Source organism: Streptomyces lydicus (assembly GCF_000717345.1).
Lineage (GTDB): Bacteria > Actinomycetota > Actinomycetes > Streptomycetales > Streptomycetaceae > Streptomyces > Streptomyces lydicus.
On the sequence record NZ_JNZA01000003.1, the window covers coordinates 33,424 to 57,296 of the forward strand.

24 protein-coding genes are annotated in these 23,873 nt (G+C 70.0%); 15 read left to right on the top strand and 9 right to left on the bottom strand.

The genetic code is table 11. The features are described from left to right. Window positions 1-104 precede the first annotated feature (104 nt). From OO62_RS03055 to OO62_RS03065, 3 genes are all read right to left on the bottom strand, one after another. Window positions 105-998 carry a D-alanyl-D-alanine carboxypeptidase family protein gene (locus OO62_RS03055; protein WP_033265599.1) on the bottom strand — a complete coding sequence of 298 codons (894 nt, stop codon included), beginning with the start codon at window positions 996-998 and terminating at the stop codon, window positions 105-107. 161 nt (window positions 999-1,159) lie between these two features. Then, a complete protein-coding gene (locus tag OO62_RS03060; protein ID WP_033265772.1) occupies window positions 1,160-1,804 on the bottom strand; it encodes a response regulator in 645 nt (214 codons plus the stop codon). Window positions 1,805-1,812: 8 nt separating this feature from the next. Then, a complete protein-coding gene (locus tag OO62_RS03065; RefSeq protein ID WP_033265600.1) occupies window positions 1,813-3,039 on the bottom strand; it encodes a sensor histidine kinase in 1,227 nt (408 codons plus the stop codon). A 176-nt stretch (window positions 3,040-3,215) separates the two neighbouring features. Between OO62_RS03065 and OO62_RS03070 the strand changes: the two genes are divergently transcribed. Further along, complete coding sequence (locus OO62_RS03070; protein ID WP_228332445.1) at window positions 3,216-3,737, top strand: hypothetical protein; 522 nt, start codon at window positions 3,216-3,218, stop codon at window positions 3,735-3,737. Between the two features lie 134 nt (window positions 3,738-3,871). After that, window positions 3,872-4,855: a CehA/McbA family metallohydrolase gene (locus tag OO62_RS03075; protein ID WP_164993268.1), complete on the top strand. Its 984-nt coding sequence runs from the start codon at window positions 3,872-3,874 to the stop codon at window positions 4,853-4,855. 130 nt (window positions 4,856-4,985) lie between these two features. On the opposite strand, the gene OO62_RS03080 is transcribed toward OO62_RS03075, so the two are convergent. Next, window positions 4,986-6,368, bottom strand: coding sequence for a glycine--tRNA ligase (locus OO62_RS03080; protein ID WP_033265601.1), 1,383 nt, complete (start codon window positions 6,366-6,368; stop codon window positions 4,986-4,988). Window positions 6,369-6,577: 209 nt separating this feature from the next. Here OO62_RS03080 and OO62_RS03085 point away from each other — a divergent pair, with 209 nt between their 5' ends. The 4 genes from OO62_RS03085 (at window position 6,578) to OO62_RS03100 (ending at window position 9,812) form a co-directional block, all read left to right on the top strand. Continuing rightward, entirely contained in the window at window positions 6,578-7,540 is a 963-nt protein-coding gene (locus tag OO62_RS03085) for a metal ABC transporter substrate-binding protein (protein ID WP_033265602.1), read from the top strand. Then, complete coding sequence (locus tag OO62_RS03090) at window positions 7,537-8,346, top strand: metal ABC transporter ATP-binding protein (RefSeq protein ID WP_033265603.1); 810 nt, start codon at window positions 7,537-7,539, stop codon at window positions 8,344-8,346. The genes OO62_RS03085 and OO62_RS03090 overlap by 4 nt, the downstream gene beginning before the upstream one ends. 14 nt (window positions 8,347-8,360) lie before the next feature. Next, window positions 8,361-9,260, top strand: coding sequence for a metal ABC transporter permease (locus tag OO62_RS03095; RefSeq protein WP_033265604.1), 900 nt, complete (start codon window positions 8,361-8,363; stop codon window positions 9,258-9,260). A 123-nt stretch (window positions 9,261-9,383) separates the two neighbouring features. Next, on the top strand, window positions 9,384-9,812 hold the full coding sequence (locus tag OO62_RS03100; protein WP_033265605.1) for a Fur family transcriptional regulator: 429 nt from the start codon (window positions 9,384-9,386) through the stop codon (window positions 9,810-9,812). 85 nt (window positions 9,813-9,897) lie between these two features. Here the strand turns inward: OO62_RS03100 and OO62_RS03105 are convergent, their stop codons facing one another. Further along, window positions 9,898-10,716: an isoprenyl transferase gene (locus OO62_RS03105; protein WP_033265606.1), complete on the bottom strand. Its 819-nt coding sequence runs from the start codon at window positions 10,714-10,716 to the stop codon at window positions 9,898-9,900. A gap of 84 nt (window positions 10,717-10,800) precedes the next feature. Next, on the bottom strand, window positions 10,801-11,547 hold the full coding sequence (gene recO, locus OO62_RS03110; protein WP_033265775.1) for a DNA repair protein RecO: 747 nt from the start codon (window positions 11,545-11,547) through the stop codon (window positions 10,801-10,803). 88 nt (window positions 11,548-11,635) lie between these two features. Between recO and OO62_RS03115 the strand changes: the two genes are divergently transcribed. From OO62_RS03115 to OO62_RS03150, 8 genes are all read left to right on the top strand, one after another. Beyond that, the gene (locus OO62_RS03115) at window positions 11,636-12,469 is read left to right on the top strand and encodes a helix-turn-helix domain-containing protein (RefSeq protein WP_033265776.1); all 834 of its coding nucleotides are present in this window, start codon (window positions 11,636-11,638) and stop codon (window positions 12,467-12,469) included. After that, on the top strand, window positions 12,451-12,744 hold the full coding sequence (locus OO62_RS03120) for a DUF397 domain-containing protein (RefSeq protein ID WP_033265607.1): 294 nt from the start codon (window positions 12,451-12,453) through the stop codon (window positions 12,742-12,744). The genes OO62_RS03115 and OO62_RS03120 overlap by 19 nt, the downstream gene beginning before the upstream one ends. A 242-nt stretch (window positions 12,745-12,986) precedes the next feature. Continuing rightward, window positions 12,987-14,441, top strand: a complete 1,455-nt coding sequence (locus tag OO62_RS03125; RefSeq protein WP_033265608.1) for an ATP-binding protein — start codon at window positions 12,987-12,989, stop codon at window positions 14,439-14,441. Further along, entirely contained in the window at window positions 14,438-14,866 is a 429-nt protein-coding gene (locus tag OO62_RS03130) for a roadblock/LC7 domain-containing protein (protein WP_033265609.1), read from the top strand. The genes OO62_RS03125 and OO62_RS03130 overlap by 4 nt, the downstream gene beginning before the upstream one ends. Beyond that, the gene (locus OO62_RS03135; RefSeq protein WP_033265610.1) at window positions 14,863-15,222 is read left to right on the top strand and encodes a DUF742 domain-containing protein; all 360 of its coding nucleotides are present in this window, start codon (window positions 14,863-14,865) and stop codon (window positions 15,220-15,222) included. The genes OO62_RS03130 and OO62_RS03135 overlap by 4 nt, the downstream gene beginning before the upstream one ends. A gap of 22 nt (window positions 15,223-15,244) precedes the next feature. After that, entirely contained in the window at window positions 15,245-15,823 is a 579-nt protein-coding gene (locus tag OO62_RS03140; protein WP_078616996.1) for a GTP-binding protein, read from the top strand. Continuing rightward, entirely contained in the window at window positions 15,820-17,238 is a 1,419-nt protein-coding gene (locus OO62_RS03145) for a cytochrome P450 family protein (RefSeq protein ID WP_033265612.1), read from the top strand. The genes OO62_RS03140 and OO62_RS03145 overlap by 4 nt, the downstream gene beginning before the upstream one ends. Then, window positions 17,163-18,389 (top strand): cytochrome P450 family protein, encoded by a 1,227-nt coding sequence (locus tag OO62_RS03150; protein WP_033265613.1) that lies wholly within the window; start codon window positions 17,163-17,165, stop codon window positions 18,387-18,389. The genes OO62_RS03145 and OO62_RS03150 overlap by 76 nt, the downstream gene beginning before the upstream one ends. A gap of 97 nt (window positions 18,390-18,486) precedes the next feature. On the opposite strand, the gene OO62_RS03155 is transcribed toward OO62_RS03150, so the two are convergent. From OO62_RS03155 to leuA, 3 genes are all read right to left on the bottom strand, one after another. After that, the gene (locus OO62_RS03155) at window positions 18,487-19,197 is read right to left on the bottom strand and encodes a TerB family tellurite resistance protein (RefSeq protein WP_033265614.1); all 711 of its coding nucleotides are present in this window, start codon (window positions 19,195-19,197) and stop codon (window positions 18,487-18,489) included. A 176-nt stretch (window positions 19,198-19,373) separates the two neighbouring features. Next, window positions 19,374-20,402, bottom strand: coding sequence for an SGNH/GDSL hydrolase family protein (locus tag OO62_RS03160; protein WP_033265615.1), 1,029 nt, complete (start codon window positions 20,400-20,402; stop codon window positions 19,374-19,376). 186 nt (window positions 20,403-20,588) lie between these two features. Beyond that, window positions 20,589-22,367: a 2-isopropylmalate synthase gene (gene leuA, locus OO62_RS03165; protein WP_033265616.1), complete on the bottom strand. Its 1,779-nt coding sequence runs from the start codon at window positions 22,365-22,367 to the stop codon at window positions 20,589-20,591. A gap of 303 nt (window positions 22,368-22,670) precedes the next feature. Between leuA and OO62_RS03170 the strand changes: the two genes are divergently transcribed. Next, the gene (locus tag OO62_RS03170; protein WP_033265617.1) at window positions 22,671-23,765 is read left to right on the top strand and encodes a M4 family metallopeptidase; all 1,095 of its coding nucleotides are present in this window, start codon (window positions 22,671-22,673) and stop codon (window positions 23,763-23,765) included. The last annotated feature ends 108 nt before the right edge of the window (window positions 23,766-23,873 follow it).

Genomic DNA, 23,873 nt, shown 5'->3' on the forward strand with positions numbered 1-23,873 from the left:
TCTCCCGTACGCCACCGGCCGGCAACGCATTTTCGGCGGCAGCACGACGAAGGGCCCGCCCACGGCCGTATGACCGAGGACGGGCCCCACACCCGGTATGCCCGTTACTTCTTGAAGCCGTAGTCCAGCAGCTTCTTCGCGTCGGCCGTGCGGTTGGGGACCGACGAGGACGCGAGGACCGCACCGATGACGGTCTTGCCGTTCCGGGTGGCGGCGAAGACCAGGCAGTACTTGGCCTCCGGACCCGAGCCGGTCTTCACGCCGATGGTGCCCGCGTAGCTGCCGAGCAGAGTGTTGGTGTTGTCCCACGTCATGTAGCGGTAGCCGCCGCTCTTCGTGGTGACCTTCTGCTTGGTCGACTTGGTGCCCACGACCGTACGGAACGTGGAGTACTTCATCGCGTTGCTGGCGAGCTTGGTCAGGTCGCGCGGCGTGGAGTAGTTCGAGCCGTGCCCGATGCCGTCGAACGAGTCGAAGTGCGTGTTCGTCAGGCCGAGGCTCTTGGCGGTGGCGTTCATCTTGCCGATGAACGACTTCACCCGCGCGTCCCGGGTGGACCCGGAGCCGAACTTGTCGGCCAGCGCGTACGCCGCGTCGCAGCCGGACGGCAGCATCAAGCCGTACAGCAGCTGGCGGACGGAGACCTTGTCGCCGACGATCAGCCGGGCCGACGAGGCCCAGTTGTTGTTGACGATGTAGTCGCTGTACGCCTTCTGGACCGTGACCTTGGAGTCAAGATTCAGATTCGGCTGCCCGAGTACCACCCGGGCAGTCATGATCTTGGTGGTGGAGCCGGTCGAGCGACGGGTGTCCGCCGCCTTGGTGAACAGGGACTTGCCCGTGCCGTTGTTCATCACGAAACCGCCCGCGGCGGTGATCGTGGGCGTCGGGAGCGTGGCGGCCTGCGCCGGAGCGGCGAACGCCCCGGCGGTGAGGACGGCTCCAGCGGTGATGGCGACCGCAGAGACGCGACGAATGCCCTTAATGCCGGTTTTCAAATTGACTACTCCAAATACCCCTGCAGTGCGGCCCATATGAGAAAGCCGCTCGCTCATGAGACGCGTGAGAAGGGCTGATGGATGCGCCCGGGGACGGCTTTGTTACCGGACTAATGCACTACGCCCCGCCTCACCGCTCAGCCGCCCCCCGAAACCCCGCGCTACGGCTGGTCGCCGACCCCCAGGAAGTGCAGCACCGCCAGCACCCGGCGGTGATCAGCGTCCGCCCTCGGCAGGTCCAGCTTCGCCAGAATGTTGTTGATGTGCTTGGCGACCGCGCTCTCGCTGACCACCAGACCGGCGGCGATCCCCGCATTGGAGCGGCCCTCGGCCATCAGGGCGAGCACCTCCCGCTCACGGGCCGTCAGCCGCTCCAACGGGTCGCTCGACCGCCGCACCAGCAACTGCGCGACGACCTGCGGGTCGAGCGCGGTACCGCCGTCCGCCACCCTCCGCAGCGCCTCGATGAACTCCTCGACGTCCGCGACCCGTTGCTTGAGCAGATATCCGACGCCGCTGGTGTTGGCCGCGAGCAGATCGGCGGCGTAGCGCTCCTCGACGTACTGCGAGAGCAGCAAAACGGCGGTCGACGGCCACTTCTGCCTGATCGCCAGGGCGGCCCGCACCCCTTCGTCGGTGAAGCCCGGCGGCATCCGCACGTCCACCACCGCGAGGTCAGGGCGGTGCTCCTCGACCGCGGCGAGCAGCCCCGGCGCGTCCCCCGCCTCGGCCGCCACCTCGAAGCCGGCCATCTCCACCACCTTGACCAGCCCGATCCGCAACAGCACGGAATCCTCGGCGATCACGGCACGCCTCACCTCGGGCACGGCAGCTCCACGCTCATCATGGTCGGTCCCCCCACAGGGCTGCTCATCCGGAATGTTCCGTCCACGGACCGCACGCGCTGGGCGAGCCCCGTAAGGCCGGTCCCCCTGGACGAGTCGGCGCCGCCCGCCCCGTCGTCGGCGATCACCACCCGTAGTATCCCGCCCAGCCGGGTGACCGTCACCTCCGCCCGGCTCGCCCCCCGCGCATGCTTGGCCACGTTCGTCAGCGCCTCGGAGACCACGAAGTACGCCACCGCCTCGACGGCCGGCGCCACCCGCTCCGACGGATCCTGCGGCAGATCCACCCGCAGCCGTACGGGCAACGGCGCCCGGGCCGCCAGCCCCGACAGCGCCGCATCGAGCCCCAGCTCGTCCAGGACGGCCGGATGCAGCCCGCGCACCAGGGAGCTCAGCTCCTCGATCGCGTCCTTCGCCTCGCGGTGCGCCGCGTCGATCACCTCACGTGCCTCGGGCGGCAGGTCCGTCAGCGTGGCCTTGGCCAGTCCCAGGTTCAGCGCCAGCGACACCAGCCGCTGCTGCGCCCCGTCGTGCAGGTCCCGCTCGATGCGCCGCCGTTCGGCATCCGCGGCGTCCACGATCCCGTCGCGGCTCTCGGTGAGGTCGACGACCCGGCGCGCCAGGTCCTCGCTCGGGTCGGGCCCCAGCAGACCGGGCCCGACATACGTCTCCAGGCGCACCAGGGCCGTGGCGAGGGCGGGTGCCGCGGCGAGCGCGGCGAGTCCGGCGAGGGTGACGTAGAACGCCTGGGTGGTGTAGCCGGGGTGGTCGGCCCGCCACTCCCAGGAGACCCCCCATATCCACACGTACACCGTGGTGGCGGCCACGCCGGTCAACAGCAGCGACAGCAACAGCACTTCGAGCCCGCCGAGCAGTATGCCGACCAGGCAGTGGTAGCCGTACTGCCGCTGCGCCCGCTGCCACCCCGGGCGGGGTATGTCGATCCCGAGCAGCCGCCGGAAGCGCCAGCGCTGGGCCGCGGTCAGCGCCGGCGCGGAGAACACCGCCAGCAGCAGCGCGAACCCGAGGACCACCGGCACGCTGCTGTCCTGCCCCTCGATGATTTCCCACCCGAGGCCGAAGATCATGAACAGCAGGAACCCGGTGAAGAGGTGCAGCGGCGCCCCGAGGGCGAGGAAGGATACGTCGCGGGTCAGGAGGGTGAGAGTGCGCCGCAACCGGGGTGGAATGGTCATGATCGAACGATAGGCGGGGGCGCGGAACGGCAGCCATGAAGCTGCTGCCCGGAACGGGGGTGTAGCTGGTGCCACCCCAAGTCGGACAGCCGCGTTACTGACGGTGGCCGGCCTGAACCGGAGTCTTGATCAGGAGCCCGACGGCCGGGTTCGTGACACCGGAAGAGACCCTCCCCATGACCCTGATCGCCTTCAACTCCCCTGCCGGGAACGGCCGTTGCGCGACGAAGAGCAGCTGGGTCCGCCGCGGGCCGGTACACCTCGGCACGGCCCGCCGTCGGCACGGCCGGATCCTCACCGGCGCCGGCCTGGCCCTGCTGCCCTGGCTCGGATACCTCGCCGCCACCCTGCCGCCCGCCGAGGCCGCGGCCTGGGTCGTCCTCGACGCCCTGGAGGCGGCCGCCCTCCTCGCCGCCGGCACCCGTCTGCTGCGCGCCGACCCCCGCCACCGGGCACCCGCGGCGGCCGCGGCCGTCCTGCTGCTCGCCGACGCCTGCATCGATCTCGCCACCGCCGCCCCGGGTGCGGAGTTCGCCACCGCCGTCGCCATGGCCGTAGCGGCGGAACTCCCCCTGGCGGCCCTGTGCGCCGCACTGGCGGCACACCCGGCGCGAGCCACCCAGGGCACGGGCGCAGGCGCGGGGTCGGGTTGGGGCGCCGGTACGCGTACGGGGTCGGTTTCGGGTTCGGGCACCTAAGGCTCGGCCGAACAGATCCCGTAGGGGTGGCGCGGCCCCCCTTCGGGGCCACAACGCGGCGCGACGGAACCGGTTGCTCTGCTTGCGCGTTGACTCGTCAGGTCTTCGAGGGGAGGGGAAGAACATTGTCGAGTTTGAGCTTCCCGCCGGTGCGCGCGGTCGGACGCGGGGCGGCCTGGTACCGCGGTGACTGCCATGTCCATTCCGTGCGCTCGGTCGGTGGAGAACTCACTCCCGAAGAGTTGGCGCTCGGAGCCCGCGCCGTCGGGCTCGACTTCATCGCGACGACAGAGCACAGATCTGCTGCGGAACCCGGTGTATGGGGCCATCTGGCTGCCGATGACTTCTTGATCGTTCTCGGCGAGGAAGTGACCACGAAGACCGGGCACTGGCTCGCGCTCGGCATCAGCCCCGGCCAGGTCGTCGATGGGAACTACGGGGTCAGGGACGGATCAATCGATCAGTATCTGGACCAGGTGCATCGAGTGGGCGGCCTGTGCGTGGCGGCGCACCCGCATGCGCCCTATCCGTCGGGCGACTTCATGTACCCCTTCCGAGGCTTCGATGCGGTGGAGGTGTGGAACGGACTGTGGACTTCGGACCGACCCTGGAACGCTGACAACGAGGCCGCCTTGGCGGAGTGGGGGCGGAGCCTCGCAGCTGACATCCAGACGGACTCGTGGCGGCCCGCGATGGGCAACAGCGACACGCACTTGGAGGGGCAGATCGGCGTCCCTCACACTGTGGTCTTCGCCGAGGAGCTGAGTACGGAGGCGATCCTGGTCGGAATCCGCTCGGGCCGCAGCTGGATCGCCGAGTCGGCAGCCGTGGAGGTGTCATTCACGGCCGATGTGGAGGGTCGCGTTGCCGGAGTGGGAGAACGGCTCGCAACTCATGGTGGGGAGGTTGAAGTGCGCGCAGCGGTGCAGGGCGTGCCGGCGGCGACCGTCAGCTTCCACACCGATCGAGGGAAGGTCCACCGCGCATCCCTACCCGCTGACGGAGCAGGAGTGGTGCACTGGCACACAACGGCGGAGGACTCGGCGTTCGTCCGCATCGAGGTCCGCCATCCCGACGGACCCGTCGCCGCACTCACCAATCCGATCATCCTGACCTGACTGATCAAGGCACGCTCAACGCGGCGCGACGGAGCGGGCATTCCCGAAAAAGCAGTGGTGCCGGGCCCCCGAGGGACCCGGCACCACTCCTGTCCGGCGGTACGGCGTCAGCCGCACCCCGGCCGTGACGTCAGCAGCCCAGCAGGCGCCCGCCCAGGTACGCCTGGATCTGGTCCAGCGAGACCCGCTCCTGCTTCATCGTGTCGCGCTCGCGCACGGTGACCGCGTTGTCGTCGAGGGTGTCGAAGTCGACGGTGACGCAGAACGGCGTGCCGATCTCGTCCTGGCGGCGGTAACGGCGGCCGATGGCGCCCGCGTCGTCGAACTCGATGTTCCAGTTCTTGCGCAGGTCGTCCGCGAGGCCCTTGGCCTTCGGGGAGAGCTGCGGGTTGCGGGACAGCGGCAGCACCGCGACCTTGACCGGCGCCAGGCGCGGGTCGAGCCGCATGACCGTGCGCTTCTCCATCTTGCCCTTGGCGTTCGGCGCCTCGTCCTCGATGTAGGCGTCGAGCATGAAGGCAAGCATCGCGCGGTTCACGCCGGCCGCCGGCTCGATGACGTACGGAGTCCAGCGCTCGCCGGCCTCCTGGTCGAAGTACGACAGGTCCTGGCCGGACGCCTTGGAGTGCGCGGACAGGTCGTAGTCGGTGCGGTTGGCCACGCCCTCCAGCTCGGAGAACTCGGTGCCGCCGAAGTTGAAGCGGTACTCGATGTCAGCGGTGCGCTTGGAGTAGTGCGAGAGCTTCTCGGCGGGGTGCTCGTACCAGCGGATGTTCTCCTCGCGGAGGCCGAGGTCGCGGTACCAGTTCCACCGCTGCTCCATCCAGTACTCCTGCCACTGCTCGTCCTCGCCCGGCTTGACGAAGAACTCCATCTCCATCTGCTCGAACTCGCGGGTCCGGAAGATGAAGTTGCCCGGAGTGATCTCGTTCCGGAAGGACTTGCCCATCTGCGCGATGCCGAACGGCGGCTTCTTGCGCGAGGTCTGCTGGACCTGGGCGAAGTTGGTGAAGATGCCCTGCGCGGTCTCGGGACGCAGGTAGGCGACCGAGGCGGTGTCCTGCGAGGGGCCGAGGTGGGTGGAGAGCAGGCCGGAGAACTGCTTGGGCTCGGTGAAGCCGCCCTTGTTGCCGCAGTGCGGGCAGTTGACGTCGGCCAGGCCGTTCTCGGGCAGCTTGCCGTGCTTGGCCTCGTACGCCTCTTCCAGGTGGTCGGCGCGGAAGCGCTTGTGGCAGGAGGTGCACTCGGTGAGCGGGTCGGTGAAGGTGGCGACGTGGCCGGACGCCTGCCACACCTCGGGGGCCAGGATCACCGACGAGTCGATGCCCACGACGTCCTCGCGCGAGGTGACCATGGCACGCCACCACTGACGCTTGATGTTCTCCTTGAGCTCGACGCCCAGCGGACCGTAATCCCAGGCAGCCCGAGAGCCGCCGTAGATCTCACTGCAGGGGTATACGAAGCCACGGCGCTTGCTCAGGCTGACGATGGTATCGATCTTGTCGGCGGCCACGGTGCTCTCTTCATTACGACGACGAACGATGGATGGCAGCGCCCTCACGCCTCGGCGGGGGGTGGTGGTCGAGAGGCGGATGAGCGAATAGTTCAGGGTACCGGCGGGCGTGCCCCCCGGACCAAATCGATTCCGGGCCGCTGTCGGCCCGCTCACACCGGCCCGAGGTTTATTGACAATCGTTTCCAGGTTTGTTGAAAATGAGTGTCATGAACATACGCCGTCATCTCACCACCGTGGCCGTCGCCGGAGCCGCGGTGCTCGGCCTCGTGGCCCTCTCCGCCTGCGCCCCCACAAGTAACGGGCGCACGGAGGACGGCAAGCTGAGGGTGACAGCGTCCTTCTATCCCATGGAATTCCTCGCCGAGCAGATCGGCGGGAAGCACGTCGAGGTGACCGACCTCACCAAGCCCGGCGTCGAACCGCACGACCTGGAGCTCACGCCGAAGCAGACCGCCCAGCTCGGGGAGTCCGGCGCGGTCGTCTACCTCAAGGGCCTGCAGCCCGCCGTGGACGCCGCGGTCGCCCAGTCCGGCGTCAAGCACGTCGCCGACGCGGCCGCCCTGACCCCGCTGGAGAAGCACGGCACCGAGGTCGACGGACACCACCACACCACCGGCGACAACCACTCGCACTCGGATTCCGAGGGCGGCAAGGACCCGCACGTCTGGCTCGACCCGGTGCGGTACGCCCAGGTCGCCCGGGGCGTCGGCAAGACCCTCGCCCAGGCCGACCCGGGCCACCGGGCCGAGTACCGGAAGAACGCCGACGCCCTGGTCAAGAAGCTGAACGGCCTGGACAAGGAGTTCCGGGACGGGCTGAAGCAGCGCTCGTCGGACACCTTCCTCACCACGCACGCCGCGTTCGGCTACCTCGCCGAGCGGTACGGCCTGACCGAGGAGGCCATCAGCGGCCTCGACCCCGAGTCCGAGCCCAGCGCCCACCGCATCAGGGACTTGCACACCCTCGCCGCCGAGCACCACGTCTCCACGGTCTTCTTCGAGACGATCGCCAACCCGGCCACCGCCAAGACCCTGGCCGGCGACCTGCATCTGAGGACCGACGTGCTCGACCCCCTGGAGGGGATCACCGGCACGTCCCGCGGCAAGGACTACTTCGGCGTGCAGCGCGCCAACCTGGCCGCGCTGCAGAAGGCGCTCGGCAGCAAATGACGGACACCGCACACCCGCAGCACGCAACGGAGGTCCCCATGAACCAGCCGGTCATCGACCTGCGCGCCGCCACCGCCGCACTGGGCGCCCGCCCCGTGCTGCGCGGCGTCGACCTCACCGTGCACGGCGGCGAGGTGGTCGCCCTGCTGGGCGCCAACGGATCGGGCAAGTCCACCGCCGTACGGTCGGTGATCGGCCAGGTCCCGCTCACCGGCGGCACGCTCTCGCTCTTCGGTACGGAGTTCCGCCGCTTCAGGGACTGGGCCCGCATCGGCTACGTCCCGCAGCGCACCACCGCGGCCGGCGGCGTCCCCGCCACCGTCCGCGAGGTCGTCACCTCCGGCCGGCTGGCCCGTACGAAGCTGGGCATCCTGCGCAAGGCCGACCGGGCCGCCGTGCACCACGCGCTGGAACTCGTCGGGATGGCCGACCGCGCCAAGGACTCCGTCAACGCGCTGTCCGGCGGGCAGCACCAGCGCGTGCTGATAGCCCGGGCGCTGGCCGGCGAACCGGAACTGCTGATCATGGACGAGCCGATGGCCGGCGTCGACCTGGCCAGCCAGGAAGTGCTCGCCGCCGCGCTGCGCGAACAGGTCGCCCGGGGCACCACCGTGCTGCTGGTGCTGCACGAGCTGGGCCCGCTGGAGCCGCTGATCGACCGCGCGGTGGTGCTGCGCGACGGCTGCGTCGTCCACGACGGCCCACCCCCCGAGGCCGTGGGCCAGCACGCCCTGCCCGGCCACGACCACGTCCACCCGCACGCCGACGCCGCCGCGGAGCCGCTCCGCACCGGCCTGCTGAGCTAGGGGCTGCGCGACCCATGGAAATCCTCACCTACGCCTTCATGCAGCGGGCCCTGATCGCCGCCCTGATCGTCGGCATCACCGCCCCCGCCATCGGCATCTACCTCGTCCAGCGCCGTCAGGCCCTGATGGGCGACGGCATCGGCCATGTCGCCCTCACCGGCGTCGGCCTCGGCTTCCTCCTCAACACCAGCCCGGTCTGGGTCGCCACCGCCGTCGCCGTCGCCGGCTCCGTCGTCATGGAACTGATCCGCTGGTACGGCAAGACCCGCGGCGACCTCGCGCTGGCCATGCTGTTCTACGGCGGCATGGCGGGCGGCGTGATGCTGATGAACCTCTCCGACGCCGGCTCCAACGCCAACCTCGGCACCTACCTCTTCGGCTCGATCACCACCGTCTCGCCGCAGGACATGACCACGATCTACGTGCTCGCCGCCCTGGTCCTGGCGATCACGATCGGCCTGCGCCGCCAGCTCTTCGCGGTCTGCCAGGACGAGGAGTTCGCCCGGGTGACCGGACTGCCGGTACGGCTGCTCAACCTCCTGGTCGCGGTCACCGCCGCAGTCACCGTCACCGTCGCCATGCGCGTCGTCGGACTGCTGCTGGTCAGCGCCCTGATGGTGATCCCGGTCGCGGCCGCCCAGCAGATCAGCCGCAGCTTCGCGGTCACCTTCGCGGTGGCCGTCGCCATCGGTGTCGTGGTCACCCTTACGGGCACCGCCACCTCGTACTACGTGGACGTCCCGTCCGGCGCGACCATCGTGCTCTTCGCCATCGCCCTGTTCGTGGCCTTCACCGCGCTCGCCGCGCCGCTCGCGAAAAAGCGCGCCAAGGCTGCCGCCGGGCCCGGGGACGGGTGCACCCTGGAGGTACCCGGCGGCCGCACCCCCGCGGACGACGTGAGCGTGGCCGGATAGCGGCGGCGAACCGGCCGGGAGATAGATGTAGGGGTAAGCGTCTCACCAGGCATCCGGTTATCACCTGGCACAATGGCGGGACGCATGCGCAGGGGGAAGTCCTGACGTCCTAGGGAGGCAACGGTGGCGACGAGCGCGGGATCTCCGGTTCGCGGCCGGTCGACGCGGCAGCGGACCGCGGTGTCCGCCGCACTCGACGAGGTCGACGAGTTCCGCAGTGCGCAGGAGCTGCACGACATGCTCAAGCACCGCGGCGACTCGGTCGGACTGACCACCGTCTACCGCACGCTGCAGTCGCTCGCCGACGCCGGCGAGGTCGACGTGCTGCGCACCAGCGACGGCGAGGCCGTCTACCGCCGGTGCAGCACCGACGATCACCACCACCACCTCGTGTGCCGGGCCTGCGGCAAGGCCGTCGAGGTCGAGGGCCCCGCGGTGGAGAAGTGGGCCGACCAGATCGCCACCGAGCACGGCTTCCAGGACGTCGCCCACACCATCGAAATCTTCGGGACCTGCGGCGACTGCGCCGGCCGGGCCGCCGAGAAGCAGTAGCGACGACGCGTACGAGAACGGGCCGCCCCGGTGACCGGGGCGGCCCGTTCCGCGCGTGCGGGCGCGTGTGGCGCCTCCGGGCGCCTTACTTGGCCGTCTGCCCGTCCGGCTCCGGGGCGGCGCCGAAGCGGCGGTCCCGCTTCGCGTACTCCAGGCACGCGTCCCACAGGTTCCGGCGGTCGAAGTCCGGCCAGAGAATGTCCTGGAACACCATCTCCGCGTAGGCGCTCTGCCAGATCAGGTAGTTCGAGGTCCGCTGCTCACCGGACGGCCGGACGAAGAGGTCCACGTCCGGCATGTCCGGGTAGTACATGTACTTCGCGACGGTCTTCTCGTTCACCTTCGACGGGTCCAGCTTTCCGGCCCGTACGTCCGCCGCGATGGCCGCCGCCGCGTCCGCGATCTCCGCCCGCCCGCCGTAATTCACGCAGAAATACAGCGTCATCGCGTCATTGTTCTTGGTCTGCTCCTGCGCGATCTGGAGCTCCTGGACCACGGACTTCCACAGCTTCGGCATCCGCCCGACCCACCGGATGCGAATGCCCAGCGCGTCCATCTCGTCGCGCCGCCGCCGGATCACGTCGCGGTTGAAGTTCATCAGGAACTTGACCTCGTCGGGCGACCGCTTCCAGTTCTCCGTCGAGAAGGCGTAGAGCGAAAGGTTCTTCACGCCCATTTCGATGCAGCCCTTGAGGACGTCCAGGACGACGCCCTCGCCGACCTTGTGGCCCTCGGTGCGCGGCAGTCCGCGCTCCTTGGCCCACCGGCCGTTGCCGTCCATGACCACGGCCACATGGTTGGGAACCAGCTCCCCGGGAATCTTCGGCGGCCGCGCGCCGGAGGGGTGCGGCTCGGGCGTGACGTACTCGCGTCGGTTACGGCCCAGAATCCCGCGTCGTGCCATGCGGCCCACTTCTCCTATGTGTCGGCTTCGGGGGTTCGGTTGTGTGGCGTGTGCGTGCTGCTCTGCGTACGGCTACGGCTACGGCTATTGCTCGACGTACCGGAGGGAGCGCAGTCCCCGCTCCAGATGCCAGTGCAGGTACGCCGTGACCAGCCCGCTGCCCTCGCGGGCGTGCCGGGCCTCGCAGGCGTCCGCGGACTCCCAGTCGCCGGTCAGCAGCGCGCTGAGGAGCCCGATCGCCTCCGAGGAGGGTACGACGCTCCCGGGCACCCGGCAGTCGCCGCAGATCACCCCGCCCGACGCGACCGAGAAGAACCGGTTCGGGCCGGGCATCCCGCACCGCGCACAGCTGTCGAAGCTCGGCGCGTAGCCGTTGACGGCGAGCGAACGCAGCAGGAAGGCGTCGAGGACCAGGTGCGGGGCGTGCTCGCCGCGGGCCAGCGTCCGCAGACCGCCCACCAGCAGCAGGTACTGCTGCACCGCGGGCTCGCCCTCGTGGTCGGTGAACCGCTCGGCGGTCTCCAGCATGGCCGTGCCGGCCGTGTAGCGGGCGTAGTCGGTGACGATCCCGCCGCCGTACGCGGCGATCGTCTCGCTCTGCGTGCACAGGGGCAGCCCGCGGCCCACGAGCTCGCTGCCGCGGGCGTAGAACTGCACGTCGACGTGCGAGAAGGGCTCCAGCCGTGCGCCGAACTTCGACTTCGTGCGCCGTACGCCGCGCGCCACGGCCCGCACCCGGCCGTGGCCGCGGGTGAGCAGCGTGATGATCCGGTCCGCCTCGCCCAGCTTCTGGGTGCGCAGCACGATGCCGTCGTCGCGGAACAGACTCATGGCGCCCATTCTCGCCCATGGCCGGAGCGGGTCGGGCGACTTCACCGTTCGCACACGCAGGGTGACGCTACGGAACTACGCTGGGCTCATGACCAACACGTCACAGCAGGTCGGCTGGGAATTCTGGGGCTCCGAACTCAAGAACCGGCGGGAGGGCGCCGGTCTGAGCCAGGAGGAACTGGGGCGGCGGCTCTTCGCGTCGCACGCGTTGATCAGCAGATTCGAGTCGGCGGAGCGCCGGCCGCGGCTGGACATGGCGATCCAGATCGACCAGGCCCTGCAAACCGACGGCTTCTTCGAGCGGCTGTGCCGAAAGCTGCTGGAGGCATCGCCGTACGCGTCCTATTTCGCGGCGGTGGCGGAGCTGGAGCGGGTGGCTACGAAGATCTGTGAGTTCGAACCGACGGTGATTCCGGGACTGCTGCAGACGGCGGCTTACGCCAGGGCCATCACCGTCGCGACGCACCCCTTCGCGGTCGATGAGGTCATCGAGCAGAAGGTCACGTCCCGCATGGAGCGGGCCCACGTGCTCAAAGCCACTACGCGGCCCGAGTATTGGGCAATCCTTCACGAAAGCGTGCTGCGTATCCCCGTGGGGGGACCAGCCGTCATGGCCGAGCAGCTGATGCGCCTGGCAGCCTTGGCGCACGACCGCAAGATCCTCGTACAGGTCGTACCGTTCACGGCAGGGGCCCATGCCGCCATGGGCAAATCGCTGCGCCTCATGGAGTTCAACGACGCACCGCCAACGGCCTATACAGAAGGCGCGTACTCGGGGAATTTGCTGGACGATCCGGCCGTGGTGAAGTCCGCTCAGGGGGCTTACGATCAGCTGAGGGCCGCCGCCCTGTCCCCGGAGGCGACCCTCCCCCTGATCAAATCGGCGGCTGAGGACTTCACACGATGCGCGAGTACGACCTGAGCACGGCTCGGTGGCGTAAGAGCACCTACAGCGACGGCAACGGCGGCAACTGCATCGAGGTCGCCGACCACTTCCCCGGCGCCGCCACATGGCGCAAGAGCAGTTACAGCAGCGGTGCTTCCGACAACTGCGTCGAGGTCTCCGACGATCTCCCCGGCGTCGTCCCCGTCCGTGACAGCAAGGCGGGCGCCGACGGGCCCGTCGTCGCCGTTCCCGCGTCCGCATGGTCCGCTTTCATCGGGGCCGTCAAGAACGCGCGGTTCACGGACGCCTGACCGACCTTCACCGTGCCGGCACAACAGGCACACACCGGCCCCGCCATCTGACCTGGATGACGGGGCCACATCACGTTAGTGTCCGGTCATCGCGGGCGGAAGGTGACCTTCCGTACTTCTCAGTCACCCCTTGGGATCTGGCCCTCACGGCACGTCAACTCCCCGGTAGCATCCGGTGATGATCGGCAACACGACGCCGTGCAGGCCGGCCGACCCAGTCAGTACCCCACTTGAGGATCTCGATGACATCCATACCGGAGGCGCTGTTGTGGTGCCTCAGCGCAGGTACGGCCGCCGCCGTGGTCCTGGCGGCGCTCTCGATCCGGGCGAGCGGCCAGCGCAAGGCCCTCAGAGGACGCCTGACCGCCGCTGAGGAACAGAACAGCGCCACGCTCCACAGCAATACGGAGCTGTCGGCCCGGCTGCGTGCCACCGAGGCCGAGATCCGGCACCTGGCCGGGACCCGGCTCCCCGACCTCACCCTCGCCCTCGCCCACCCGCACGTGCCCGTGCGAGGGCTGATGGACGCCCGGTTCGCCGGGTCCGAGACCGACCAGGCGCTCAACGCCGTACTGGAGCAGGTCAGCGAGGCCATCACCAAGGAGCGGGCCCGGGTCGACGCGGCGGCACAGTCCACCCTCCGTGGCGCGACCACCACCATTCAGGCGCTGCTCTACCGGCTGCAGACCGCCCTTCAGGAGATGCAGCACCGCTACGACGACCCGAACGTCGCCCAGGACCTGCTGAACGCGGACTTCCTCAACGAGCAGGCACTGCGGCGCATCCAGGCCACCGGTGTGGTGTGCGGGGCCTGGCCGGGACTGACCCGGGAGGACTCCTACCTCGCCGAGCTGGTGGTCGGCGCCGCCTCGCGGCTGCGCGGCTACGAGCGCGTACAGGTCAGCAACCAGCTGCGCGACCCGGTCGCGGTGGTCGCGCGCGCGGTCGAGCCGATCGCCATCACCGTCACCGAGCTGCTCGCCAACGCGCTGCACCACTCGCACCGTGAGCTGCCCGTCACCGTGACCCTCCAGCAGGGCAACCGCGGCGCCTCGGTCATCATCGACGACTACGGCGTCGGGATGCACGAGGACGAGGTCAAGGCCGCGATGGAGCTGCTGGCGAGCAACACCGATCTGCTGCTGACCCAGCTCGGCGACCCGCCGCGGTCCGGCTTCGCGGCGGCCGGCCAGCTGGTGCGCCAGTACGGCTTCGGCGTGCACATCGAGTCGTCGCCGTACGGCGGCGTGCGGGCCGTGGTCTACATCCCGGGTGACCCCCTTCTCACCCTCCTCGACGAGAGCACCCAGCCCATGTCCGTGATGGCTCCGCTGCCGCACCGTTCCGGTGCGTCCGACCGACCCGCGGTACTCCCGACCGGAGCCACCGCCCCCGTACCCCACACCCCCACACCGCACACCCCTGCTCCGGCCGCTCCGGAGCAGGCATCGGGCATGCCCGCGCAGTCCGACCCCGCCGCGGCTCCCGCCGACGGTGGACTGCCGCGCAGGCGCCGCCGGACGCCGGTGACGGAGCAGGAGCAGGACCAGAGCCTGCCGCGCACCGACCCCGTCCGCGAACGGTCCCCGGAGGAGGCCGCCTCTCGCTGGGCCGCACTCCAGCAGGGCACCGAATCCGGCCGTGCCGCAGCCCACACAGAACCCCCTCGCAGTCCCGAAGGGAACGCCCAGCCATGAACAGCCCCACTCGCCGCCGCGTCACCGAGGACAAGTCCTGGGTGCTGGCCCCCCTCCTGGAGCTGCCGCATGTTATCCACGCAGCCGTGATCTCCGGTGACGGTTTCATCGAGGGATCGTCGCCCGGTCTGAAGCGGGACGCCGCCGAGGGCGTCGCCGCCATGATGTCCGCGCTCCAGGGCGCCGGACGCGCGGTGACCGCGGCGTTCGCCGAACGGGACGACGCCCGGCTGCGGCAGACCGTCATCGAATCCGAACAGGGCTGGGTCTTCGCCATACCCGCGGGCGAGAACACCTGCCTGGCCGTCTTCGCCGGACCGGAGGTCAATATGGGAGTCGTCGCGCACCACATGCAGATCCAGGTGACGACGCTGGGCAGCAAGGTCATGAACAGCCCGGCGCGGGACCTCGGCAGCCAGGCATGACCCCGCGCCAGAGTACCCGGCGCCTCGTACCGGCCTATCTGGCGACCGGCGGACGCGCCCAACCCAGCCGCAACACGTTGGACCGGCTCACGCTGCTGCACAGCGGGGGGATGCCGATCGCCAGTGAGGTACGACCGGAAGAGCACCGGATCCTGGAGCTTCTCCAGCCCGGAGCCTTGTCTCTGGCCGAGGTCGCAGCCCATCTCCACCTGCCCGTCAGTGTGGTGAAGGTGCTGGTGGCCGACCTCGTCGATGCCGGCCTCCTGCACGCCCGTGTCCCCATCCCCGAAGCCGAGCAATTCGACCGGCAGATCCTGGAGAGGGTTCTCGATGGACTCCGCTCTCTCAAGTCCTAGCAACGGTCCCGGCACCGACGGCATGTACCTCTCCGGAGCCGACCAGACGCTGGTCAAGCTCCTGGTCGCGGGGCCGTTCGGGGTCGGGAAGACCACGCTCATCCGGGCGCTCTCGGAGACCCCGCCGCTGCACACCGAAGAGGTGATGACGCAGTCCGGTGCGTTCGTCGACGACCTCGCCGGTGTGCGGGAGAAGACCACGACCACCGTCGCCATCGACTTCGGGCGGCTGACGCTGCCCGGGGACCTGGTGCTGTACCTGTTCGGCACCCCCGGACAGAAACGATTCCGTCCGCTGTGGCAGGACATCGCGCGCGGCGCGCTGGGCGCGCTCGTACTCGCCGACACCCGCCGCCTCGCGGACTCCTTCGAGGTGATGGACATCATCGAGGAGGCGGGGCTGCGCTACGCGGTCGCGGTCAACACCTTCCCCGACGCGCCGCATTACGACGCCGAGAAGCTCCGCGAAGCCCTCGACCTGCACCCCGAGACGCCGCTGGTGATGTGCGACGCGCGCGACCGGGACCAGTCCGTCGACGCGCTGATCGCGCTCGTCGGGCACGTTCTCGCCCATACGCCCCAGGAGAACCAGACCTCGTGACTTCCCCGTACGAGCCGGGCGCCGCCCCGCCCCCCGGCTGCCCCGCCCATGCCCAGGGCGGCGCGGCCGCCGGGCCGGCACAGGCGCCCGCACAGGCCGCCCCCGCGCCCGGCAGCCCGTCGCTGGACCAGGGCGAGCAGCACGCCCTCGTCAAGCTGTACGAACCGGACTTCGCGGCCGACCCGCACCGCTACTACGCCTATCTGCGGCAGTACGGCGCGCTGGCGCCGGTGGAGATCGCGGCCGGCGTGACCGCGATGCTGGTCACCGACTACCGGGCCGCGCTCGACCTGCTGAACGACGAGACCACCTGGTCCAAGGACTCCCGGGCCTGGATGCAGACGGTCCCCCCGGACACGGCGGTCATGCCGATGCTCGGCTGGCGGCCCAACGCCCTGTTCAACGACGGGGAGGTGCACCGGCGCTACCGCCAGGTGATCACCGACAGTTTCCGGCTCGTCGACCCGCAGGAACTGCGGAACCGGGTCCGGCACACCGCGGACACCCTGATCCAGAAGTTCGGCGCGACCGGCGAGGCCGACCTCGTCCCCGCCTACGCCCAGCAGCTGCCCCTGCTGATGTTCAACAACCTCTTCGGTATGCCCGACGAGTACGGTGACCAGCTGATCGCGGCGATCACCGGGCTGATGGACTGTGCCACGCCGGAGGAGGCGGCCGCCGCCGACGCGGCGTTCACGGCGTACATCATGGAACTGGTGGGCCGGAAGAAGGCGGCCCGCGGACCGGACCTCACGTCCTGGTTCCTGGACCACCCCAACGGCCTGTCCGACGAGGAGGTCGCCGCGCAGATCGTGGTGACGATGGCCGCGGGCAACGAGCCGCTGGCCAACCTGGTCGCCAACGCGCTGTCCCGGATGCTCTCCGACGACCGCTACTACAGCACCCTGTCCGGCGGTGCGCTCACCGTGCAGGACGCCATCAACGAAGTGCTGTGGAACGACCCGCCGATGGGCCAGTACTCCGCGCACTACGCCCGCCGCGACGTGTTCTTCCACGGCACCTGGGTGCGCAAGGGCCAGCTGGTGCTGGTCTCCTACGCGGCGGCCAACACCCAGTTCGGCGAGGTCACGCAGGACAGCGGCTCGGGCAGCGGCGCGCACCTGACCTGGGCGTCCGGCCCGCACGCCTGCCCGGTACCGCGGCACGCGCTGGTGATCGCCATCACCGCCATCGAACGTCTCACCGCCTGGCTCTCCGACATCGAACTCGCCATCCCCAAGAGCGAGTTGCGGTGGCGTCCCGGCGCGTTCCAGCGGGCTCTGGCAGCTCTTCCGGCCCGCTTCACCCCCATCACCCCCGACCAGGCAGGAGCCACGCCGTGGGACAACAGCTCGTCGCCCTCGACCCGTCCGGATCCGACATCTACGGAGAGGCCGAGCGCCTCCGTGCGCTAGGTCCCGCCACCCGCGTCCAGATTCCCGAGGGCCCCGAAGCCTGGTCGATCACCAGCCACGCCCTTCTCAAGAAGCTGCTGACCGACCCACGCGTCTCCAAGAACCCCCGGGAGCACTGGCCGGCGTGGCAGCGCGGCGAGTACCACGACAGCTGGCTGCAGACGTGGGTCGGCGTCAACAACATGTTCACCGCGTACGGCGAGGACCACCGGCGGCTGCGCAAGCTCATCGCGCCGGCCTTCACCGCCCGCCGCACCGAGGCCATGCAGCCGTCCGTCGAGCGCATCACCGCGGCGCTGATCGACGGCCTCGCGGCGGTCCCGGCCGGCGAGGTCATCGACCTGCGCGCGCGCTTCGCGCACCCGCTGCCCATGCAGGTCATCTGCGAGCTGTTCGGCATTCCGGGCGAGGACACCCGCGCGGAACTGGCCCGGCTCGCCGAGTCCATCATGACCAGCGTCGACCCGGAAGAGGCCGGGATGACGTTCGTGGCCACCCAGGAGCTGCTGAGCGGCCTGGTCGCGCACAAGCGCCGGCAGCCCGCCGAGGATCTGACCAGCCTGCTGGTCTCCTCGCGGGACGACGAGGGTCACAAGATGAGCGAGCAGGAGCTGATCGACACGCTGCTGCTCGTCCTGGTCGCCGGACACGAGACCACCGTCAACCTCATCGGCAACGCGGTGCACAACCTGCTCACGTACCCGGAGCAGTTCAAGCAGGTGCGCTCCGGCCAGGCGTCCTGGAACGACGTCATCGAGGAGACCCTCCGCTGGTCCCCCAGCGTCGCCAACCTTCCGCTCCGCTTCGCCGTCGAGGACATCGAGATCGAGGGCGGACCCACCATCCGCAAGGGCGACGCGATCCTGCCGTCGTTCGTCGCGACCGGCCGCGACCCCGGCCAGCACGGTCCCACCGCGGACGAGTTCAACATCCGGCGCCCCGACGTGGAGCACCTCAGCTTCGGCCACGGCGTCCACCACTGCCTGGGCGCTCCGCTGGCCCGGATGGAGACCCGGATCGCCCTGCCGGCCCTCTTCGAGCGCTTCCCCGACCTCCAACTCGGCGTGCCCGTCGAAGAGTTGGCGCCGTCGAACGGTTTCATCACCAGCGGCCTGAGCAGCCTGCCGATCCGGCTGACGCCCGCCGGCTGAGCCGCGTACGGATCGGCCGTCACCGGACCCCGTCACCCTTCGCGGTGGCGGGGTCCGCGCGCGTTTGCGGGGCGACCTTCCGCGGCTGCTGCCGCGCTCAGGACGGCGTGCCGGCGGCGGCCGCCAGCAGGCGCTGGGTCTCGGCCGGGCGCAGCATCAGCGCGCTGCCGACCGTGGCCAGGACCTCGCGTTCCGCGGGGAGGTAGGAGCCGTCGGCGAGGGCGATGCGGGCGCCCTGGAGGAGCAGTGATTCCCGGCCCGCGGGGGCGAGGTGGGGCGCGAGCGGCTCCAGCGACTCGTGGAGCTCTATGGCCAGCGCGGTGCCGCACGGGTCGAGCCCGGCGTGGCCGCAGTGGCCACCGGTGACCGCGTCGTAGGTGCCGGTGAGCCGGCCGGTGTCGGCGGCGAGCGCGGCGAGCAGGGTGAGCAGCTGGTCCTCGGAGCAGTCCGCGAAGCCGGCCGCGCGCACCGCGCTGACGGCGCGGTCGCGGACCGCGCGGGAGGACGTGCCGCCGGCGGCCAGCAGGGCGAGCGTGACGGTGTGGACGGCGTCCCGCAGCATCGCGGAGAAGCGGACGGTGGTGGGGTGGTCGAGGGCGTCCAGGCCGAAGTGGCCGTGGCACGCGGAGCATTCCAGGACCGGGCCGGTGATGCCGCGGGTGAGCAGCGGGATGCCGAGGACGGTGAGGCGGCGGGTGCCGCTGCGGCGGGCGTAGTTGCGGTCGCCGCCGCAGTCGGGGCAGAAGAACTCGCCGTCGGCGACGGTACGCCAGGACGTGCGCACGCCCATCACACACATCTTGTGCATCGCGTCAGTCCTCCATACGCTCCGGCCCCGTCGCCGCATTGGACGTGATGTTAGCCACATGAGTGATGCGGCGTCAGCATCTCGTATCGGACAACTGGCCGGACCGTGCCGGAGCTCCGCCCTCCCGGGGGGAGAAGGGCGGAGCCGCTTGACGCCGCCCGGGGGCGGGGGCCCGGTCAGCCTTCCGAGGTCAGCGCCCGGCTCACCTGCCGCGCCTGGTTGTCCAGACCGCGGGCGTTGGGGTGGACGAAGGTGCACGCCTCGCCGGTACCGGGAATCTCCTTGCACTCCTCCGACGGCTCGTCGGTCTGGTTGCCGTCACCCGTGAGGTTGTCCCTGATCCCGTACATCCACTTCGTGTCCCCGCTCTCGCACACCCCGTGGCCCACGCTGGGCCCGTAGATGTCGACGTAGGAAGCGCCGTGGTGGCCGGCCTGCCGTTCGAGCAGGCCGTTGAGTTGCCGCTCGAGCCGGTCCAGCCAGGGCATGTCGCCCTTCTTGACGCTGCCGAGCTGGTTCCAGTGCAGGAACGTGCAGCCGGAGTTGTGCGGAACGATGGCCGGATATCCGACGACGGCGACCCGGGCGTGCGGGGCGCGCGCACGGATCACGCTCATCATCCGGTCGAAGTCGCGGTCGAGTTGCGCGAACCGCTCCGCCAGCCAGTCCTCGCCCCCGCCGCCCTCGGTGTAGTACTTCGTACAGGGCGCGGTCTGCAGGGGTTTGGTGATGCCCAGCTCGATGCACTGGAGCATGATGGGACCGAAGCCGAGGGAGTTGCCGCCGATGCCGACGGTCACCACGTCCGTATCGGAGGACAGCGCCTCGACCTGCGGGCGGAGGTCGCTCCAGCCGCCCGGTGGCGGAATCGACGGTGGTCCGTAGATCTTGTCGGACGGCTGGGGCTCCAGGACTCCGTCGACGACCTCGGCCGCCCCGCACGTCACGTCCGTCAGTGCCAGGCCGAGCTGCTGGGCGACCTGGTGGGGGTAGTTGCGCCCGGAGCGGCCGCAGCCGTCGTGCTCCTCCCAGGGGCGGACGAACACCCCGGCGCTGTACGAGTCGCCGAGCGCGACGTACTCGGGGCGGTCCACGGCCGCGGCGGGTGCCCCGGACGCCGGTGCGAGGGCGGCGCCGACCAACGCCAGGGCGGCGGCCCCGGCCAGCACCAGCCGGGAGAGGGCGGGCCTGTGCAATCTGTTCATCTGCACGTCCTTGGTGTCCGCGCCGCGGCCTGTCCCACGGGCGCTCCTCACCAAAAGTACTGAGGGAATTACGCAGAGTGATCTGCGCGGACATCAAACCCCACCTTCAGGTGGACGGGGCGCACACGCCGGCGCCCCCGCCGCCCGGGGTGGGCGACGGGGGCGCGGAGGCGCACTACGGCGGGGTCAGCGGCCCGCGCGGTTGACCGCGGAGACGACCGCCTTCAGCGAGGCGCGCGTGGTGTTCGCGTCGATGCCGATGCCCCACAGGACCTTGTCGTCGATCGCGCACTCGATGTACGAGGCGGCCTGCGCGGAGGCGCCCTCGCTCATCGTGTGCTCCTGGTAGTCCAGCAGGCGGACGTCGACGCCGACGCCCTGGAGCGCGTCGAAGAACGCGGAGATCGGGCCGTTGCCGGAGCCGGTCAGGACGGTGTCCTGGCCGTCGACCACCGCTTCGACGGTGAGCGCGTCGACGCCGTCCCGGTCCGTCGTGGTCTGCCCGTTCTTGACCTGGATGCGGCCCCACGGGTTCTCCGGGTTGGGCAGGTACTCGTCCTGGAAGGCGGACCAGATCGCGGCCGGGGTGACCTCGCCGCCCTCGGCGTCGGTCTTCTCCTGGATGATCCGGGAGAACTCGATCTGCATCCGGCGCGGCAGGTCCAGCTTGTGGTCGTTCTTCAGGACGTAGGCGATACCGCCCTTGCCGGACTGCGAGTTGACGCGGATGACGGCCTCGTAGGAGCGGCCGACGTCCTTGGGGTCGATGGGCAGGTACGGCACCGCCCACTCGATGTCGTCGACGGTCTTGCCGGCGGCGGTCGCCTCGGCCTGCATGGCGTCGAAGCCCTTCTTGATGGCGTCCTGGTGGGAGCCGGAGAAGGCGGTGTAGACCAGGTCGCCCGCGTAGGGGTGGCGCGGGTGAACCTCCATCTGGTTGCAGTACTCGCTCGTCCGACGGATCTCGTCGATCTGCGAGAAGTCGATCTGCGGGTCGACGCCCTGGGAGAAGAGGTTCATGCCCAGCGTCACCAGGTCGACGTTGCCGGTGCGCTCGCCCTGGCCGAACAGGCAGCCCTCGATGCGGTCCGCGCCCGCCATGATCGCCAGTTCGGCGGCGGCCACGGCCGTACCGCGGTCGTTGTGCGGGTGGACGGACAGGCAGACGTGCTCGCGCCGGGACAGGTTGCGGCTCATCCACTCGAAGCGGTCCGCGTGCGTCGACGGCGTCGAACGCTCCACCGTGGCGGGCAGGTTGAGGATGATCTCACGGCCGTCCTCCGGCTGCCAGACGTCCATCACGCCCTCGCAGACCTCCAGCGCGAAGTCCAGCTCGGTGTCGGTGAAGATCTCCGGCGAGTACTGGTAGCCGAAGATCGTGTCGTCGCCCAGCAGCTTGTCGGCGTACTCCATGACCAGCCGGGTGCCGTCCACCGCGATCTGCTTGACCTGCTCCTTCGAGCCGCGGAAGACGACCCGGCGGAAGACCGGCGCGGTGGCGTTGTACAGGTGGACGGTGGCGCGGTGGGCGCCGCGCAGCGATTCCACGGTCCGCTCGATGAGTTCCTCGCGGGCCTGGGTCAGCACCGAGATGGTGACGTCCTCCGGGATCGCGCCCTCTTCGATGATGGAGCGGACGAAGGCGAAGTCGGTCTCGCCGGAGGAGGGGAACCCGACCTCGATCTCCTTGTAGCCCATGCGTACCAGCAGGTCGAACATCGCGCGCTTACGCGCCGGCGACATGGGGTCGATCAGGGCCTGGTTGCCGTCGCGGAGGTCGGTGGACAGCCAGCGGGGCGCCGCCGTGATCCGGTTGTCCGGCCACGTGCGGTCGGGGATGTCGACGGCTTCGTAGCGGCCGTACTTGTGGATCGGCATCCCGGAGGGGCGCTGCAGCTGGGTGGCGTTGGTGAGCGGCGTACGGCGACCGACGGCGTTGGCAGCGGGGCTCGACGGATTCGTCATGGTGCGTAGGGCTCCTCGTGTGTCCGCGGGGGAGGCACGGCCGACGGGGCGAAGGATCGCAACACCGAACTCCGCGGGGAGGGGGTCGGCCTACGACTACAGGCCCTCGCCGCGGCAGCTAAGGAGAAGCAGCCCGAAACGCATGATGCAAGCACCCTAGCTGAGGTCCGGCCCGAGTGGCGGGTGCGTATCAGTATGCGGGACCGAGACCGGCATTTGCCGTCAAATGCGATGAACCACACAAATTCGGGAATCTCCACCGCAGGCAGTGACACCGGCACTACACAGTGCCACCGTTTGTCCATGGACCTCAACGCCGCAGATCGCGAATCCGCCACCCCCCGCACTCCCGACCACCCGGTCTTCTGCACGATCATCCCGCCGCACATCCTCGACAACCTGGCGCAGTCGGACGACCCCGCCCGGCACGGACCGGCCCGCCGCACGCTGGAGCACGACCACGCCCGGCGCACCCAGCGCCGTGCGATCGCCGCCGAGGACCGCACCCCCGGGGAGCCCGGCGCCGGCGCCGACAAGCCGAAGCGCACGATCTACGACGCCGGCCATCAGGAGAACCTGCCCGGCAGGAAGGTGCACGCCGAGTCCGACGGCCCGTCCAAGGACGCGTCGGTCAACCGCGCGCACGCGGGCCTGGGCGCGACCTTCGCGCTCTACCTCAAGGTGTACGGCCGCAAGTCCATCGACGGCGCCGGCCTGCCGCTCGACGCGACCGTGCACTACGGCGAGAAGTACGACAACGCCTTCTGGGACGGCGAGCGGATGGTCTTCGGCGACGGGGACAACGACCTCTTCCGGGACTTCACCATCCCCGTCGACGTCATCGGCCACGAGCTGACCCACGGCGTCACCCAGTACACCGCCAACCTTGAGTACCAGGACCAGTCCGGAGCCCTCAACGAGTCGCTCTCCGACGTCTTCGGCAGCCTGATCAAGCAGTTCGCCCTCGGGCAGACCGCCGACCAGGCCGACTGGCTGATCGGCGCCGACCTGCTCGGCCCGAACGTCACCGGCAGCGCCCTGCGCTCCATGAAGGCCCCCGGGACGGCGTACGACGACGACGTCCTCGGCAAGGACCCGCAGCCCGCCACGATGAAGGGCTACGTCCGCACCACCGACGACAACGGCGGCGTGCACATCAACTCCGGCATCCCCAACCACGCCTTCTACCTGGTCGCGAGCGACCTCGGCGGCAAAGCCTGGGAGCGCGCCGGCCAGATCTGGTACGACGTGCTGACCGGCGGCGAGCTTCCCAAGAACGCCCAGTTCGCGGACTTCGCCAAGCTCACGGTCAAGGCCGCGCAGGCCCGCTTCGGCGCCGGCGCCGAGCACCAGGCCGTGTTGAAGGCGTGGAGCCAGGTCGACATCAACCCGAAGTGACGTCCGGCGGCAGAACCGGGGCGGGGGCGTCCGGCAGGCGCTCCCGCCCCACCCGTGCCTACCGTGTCCGTACGGGGCCCCGTCTCCCTGTCCATACGGGCCCCCATC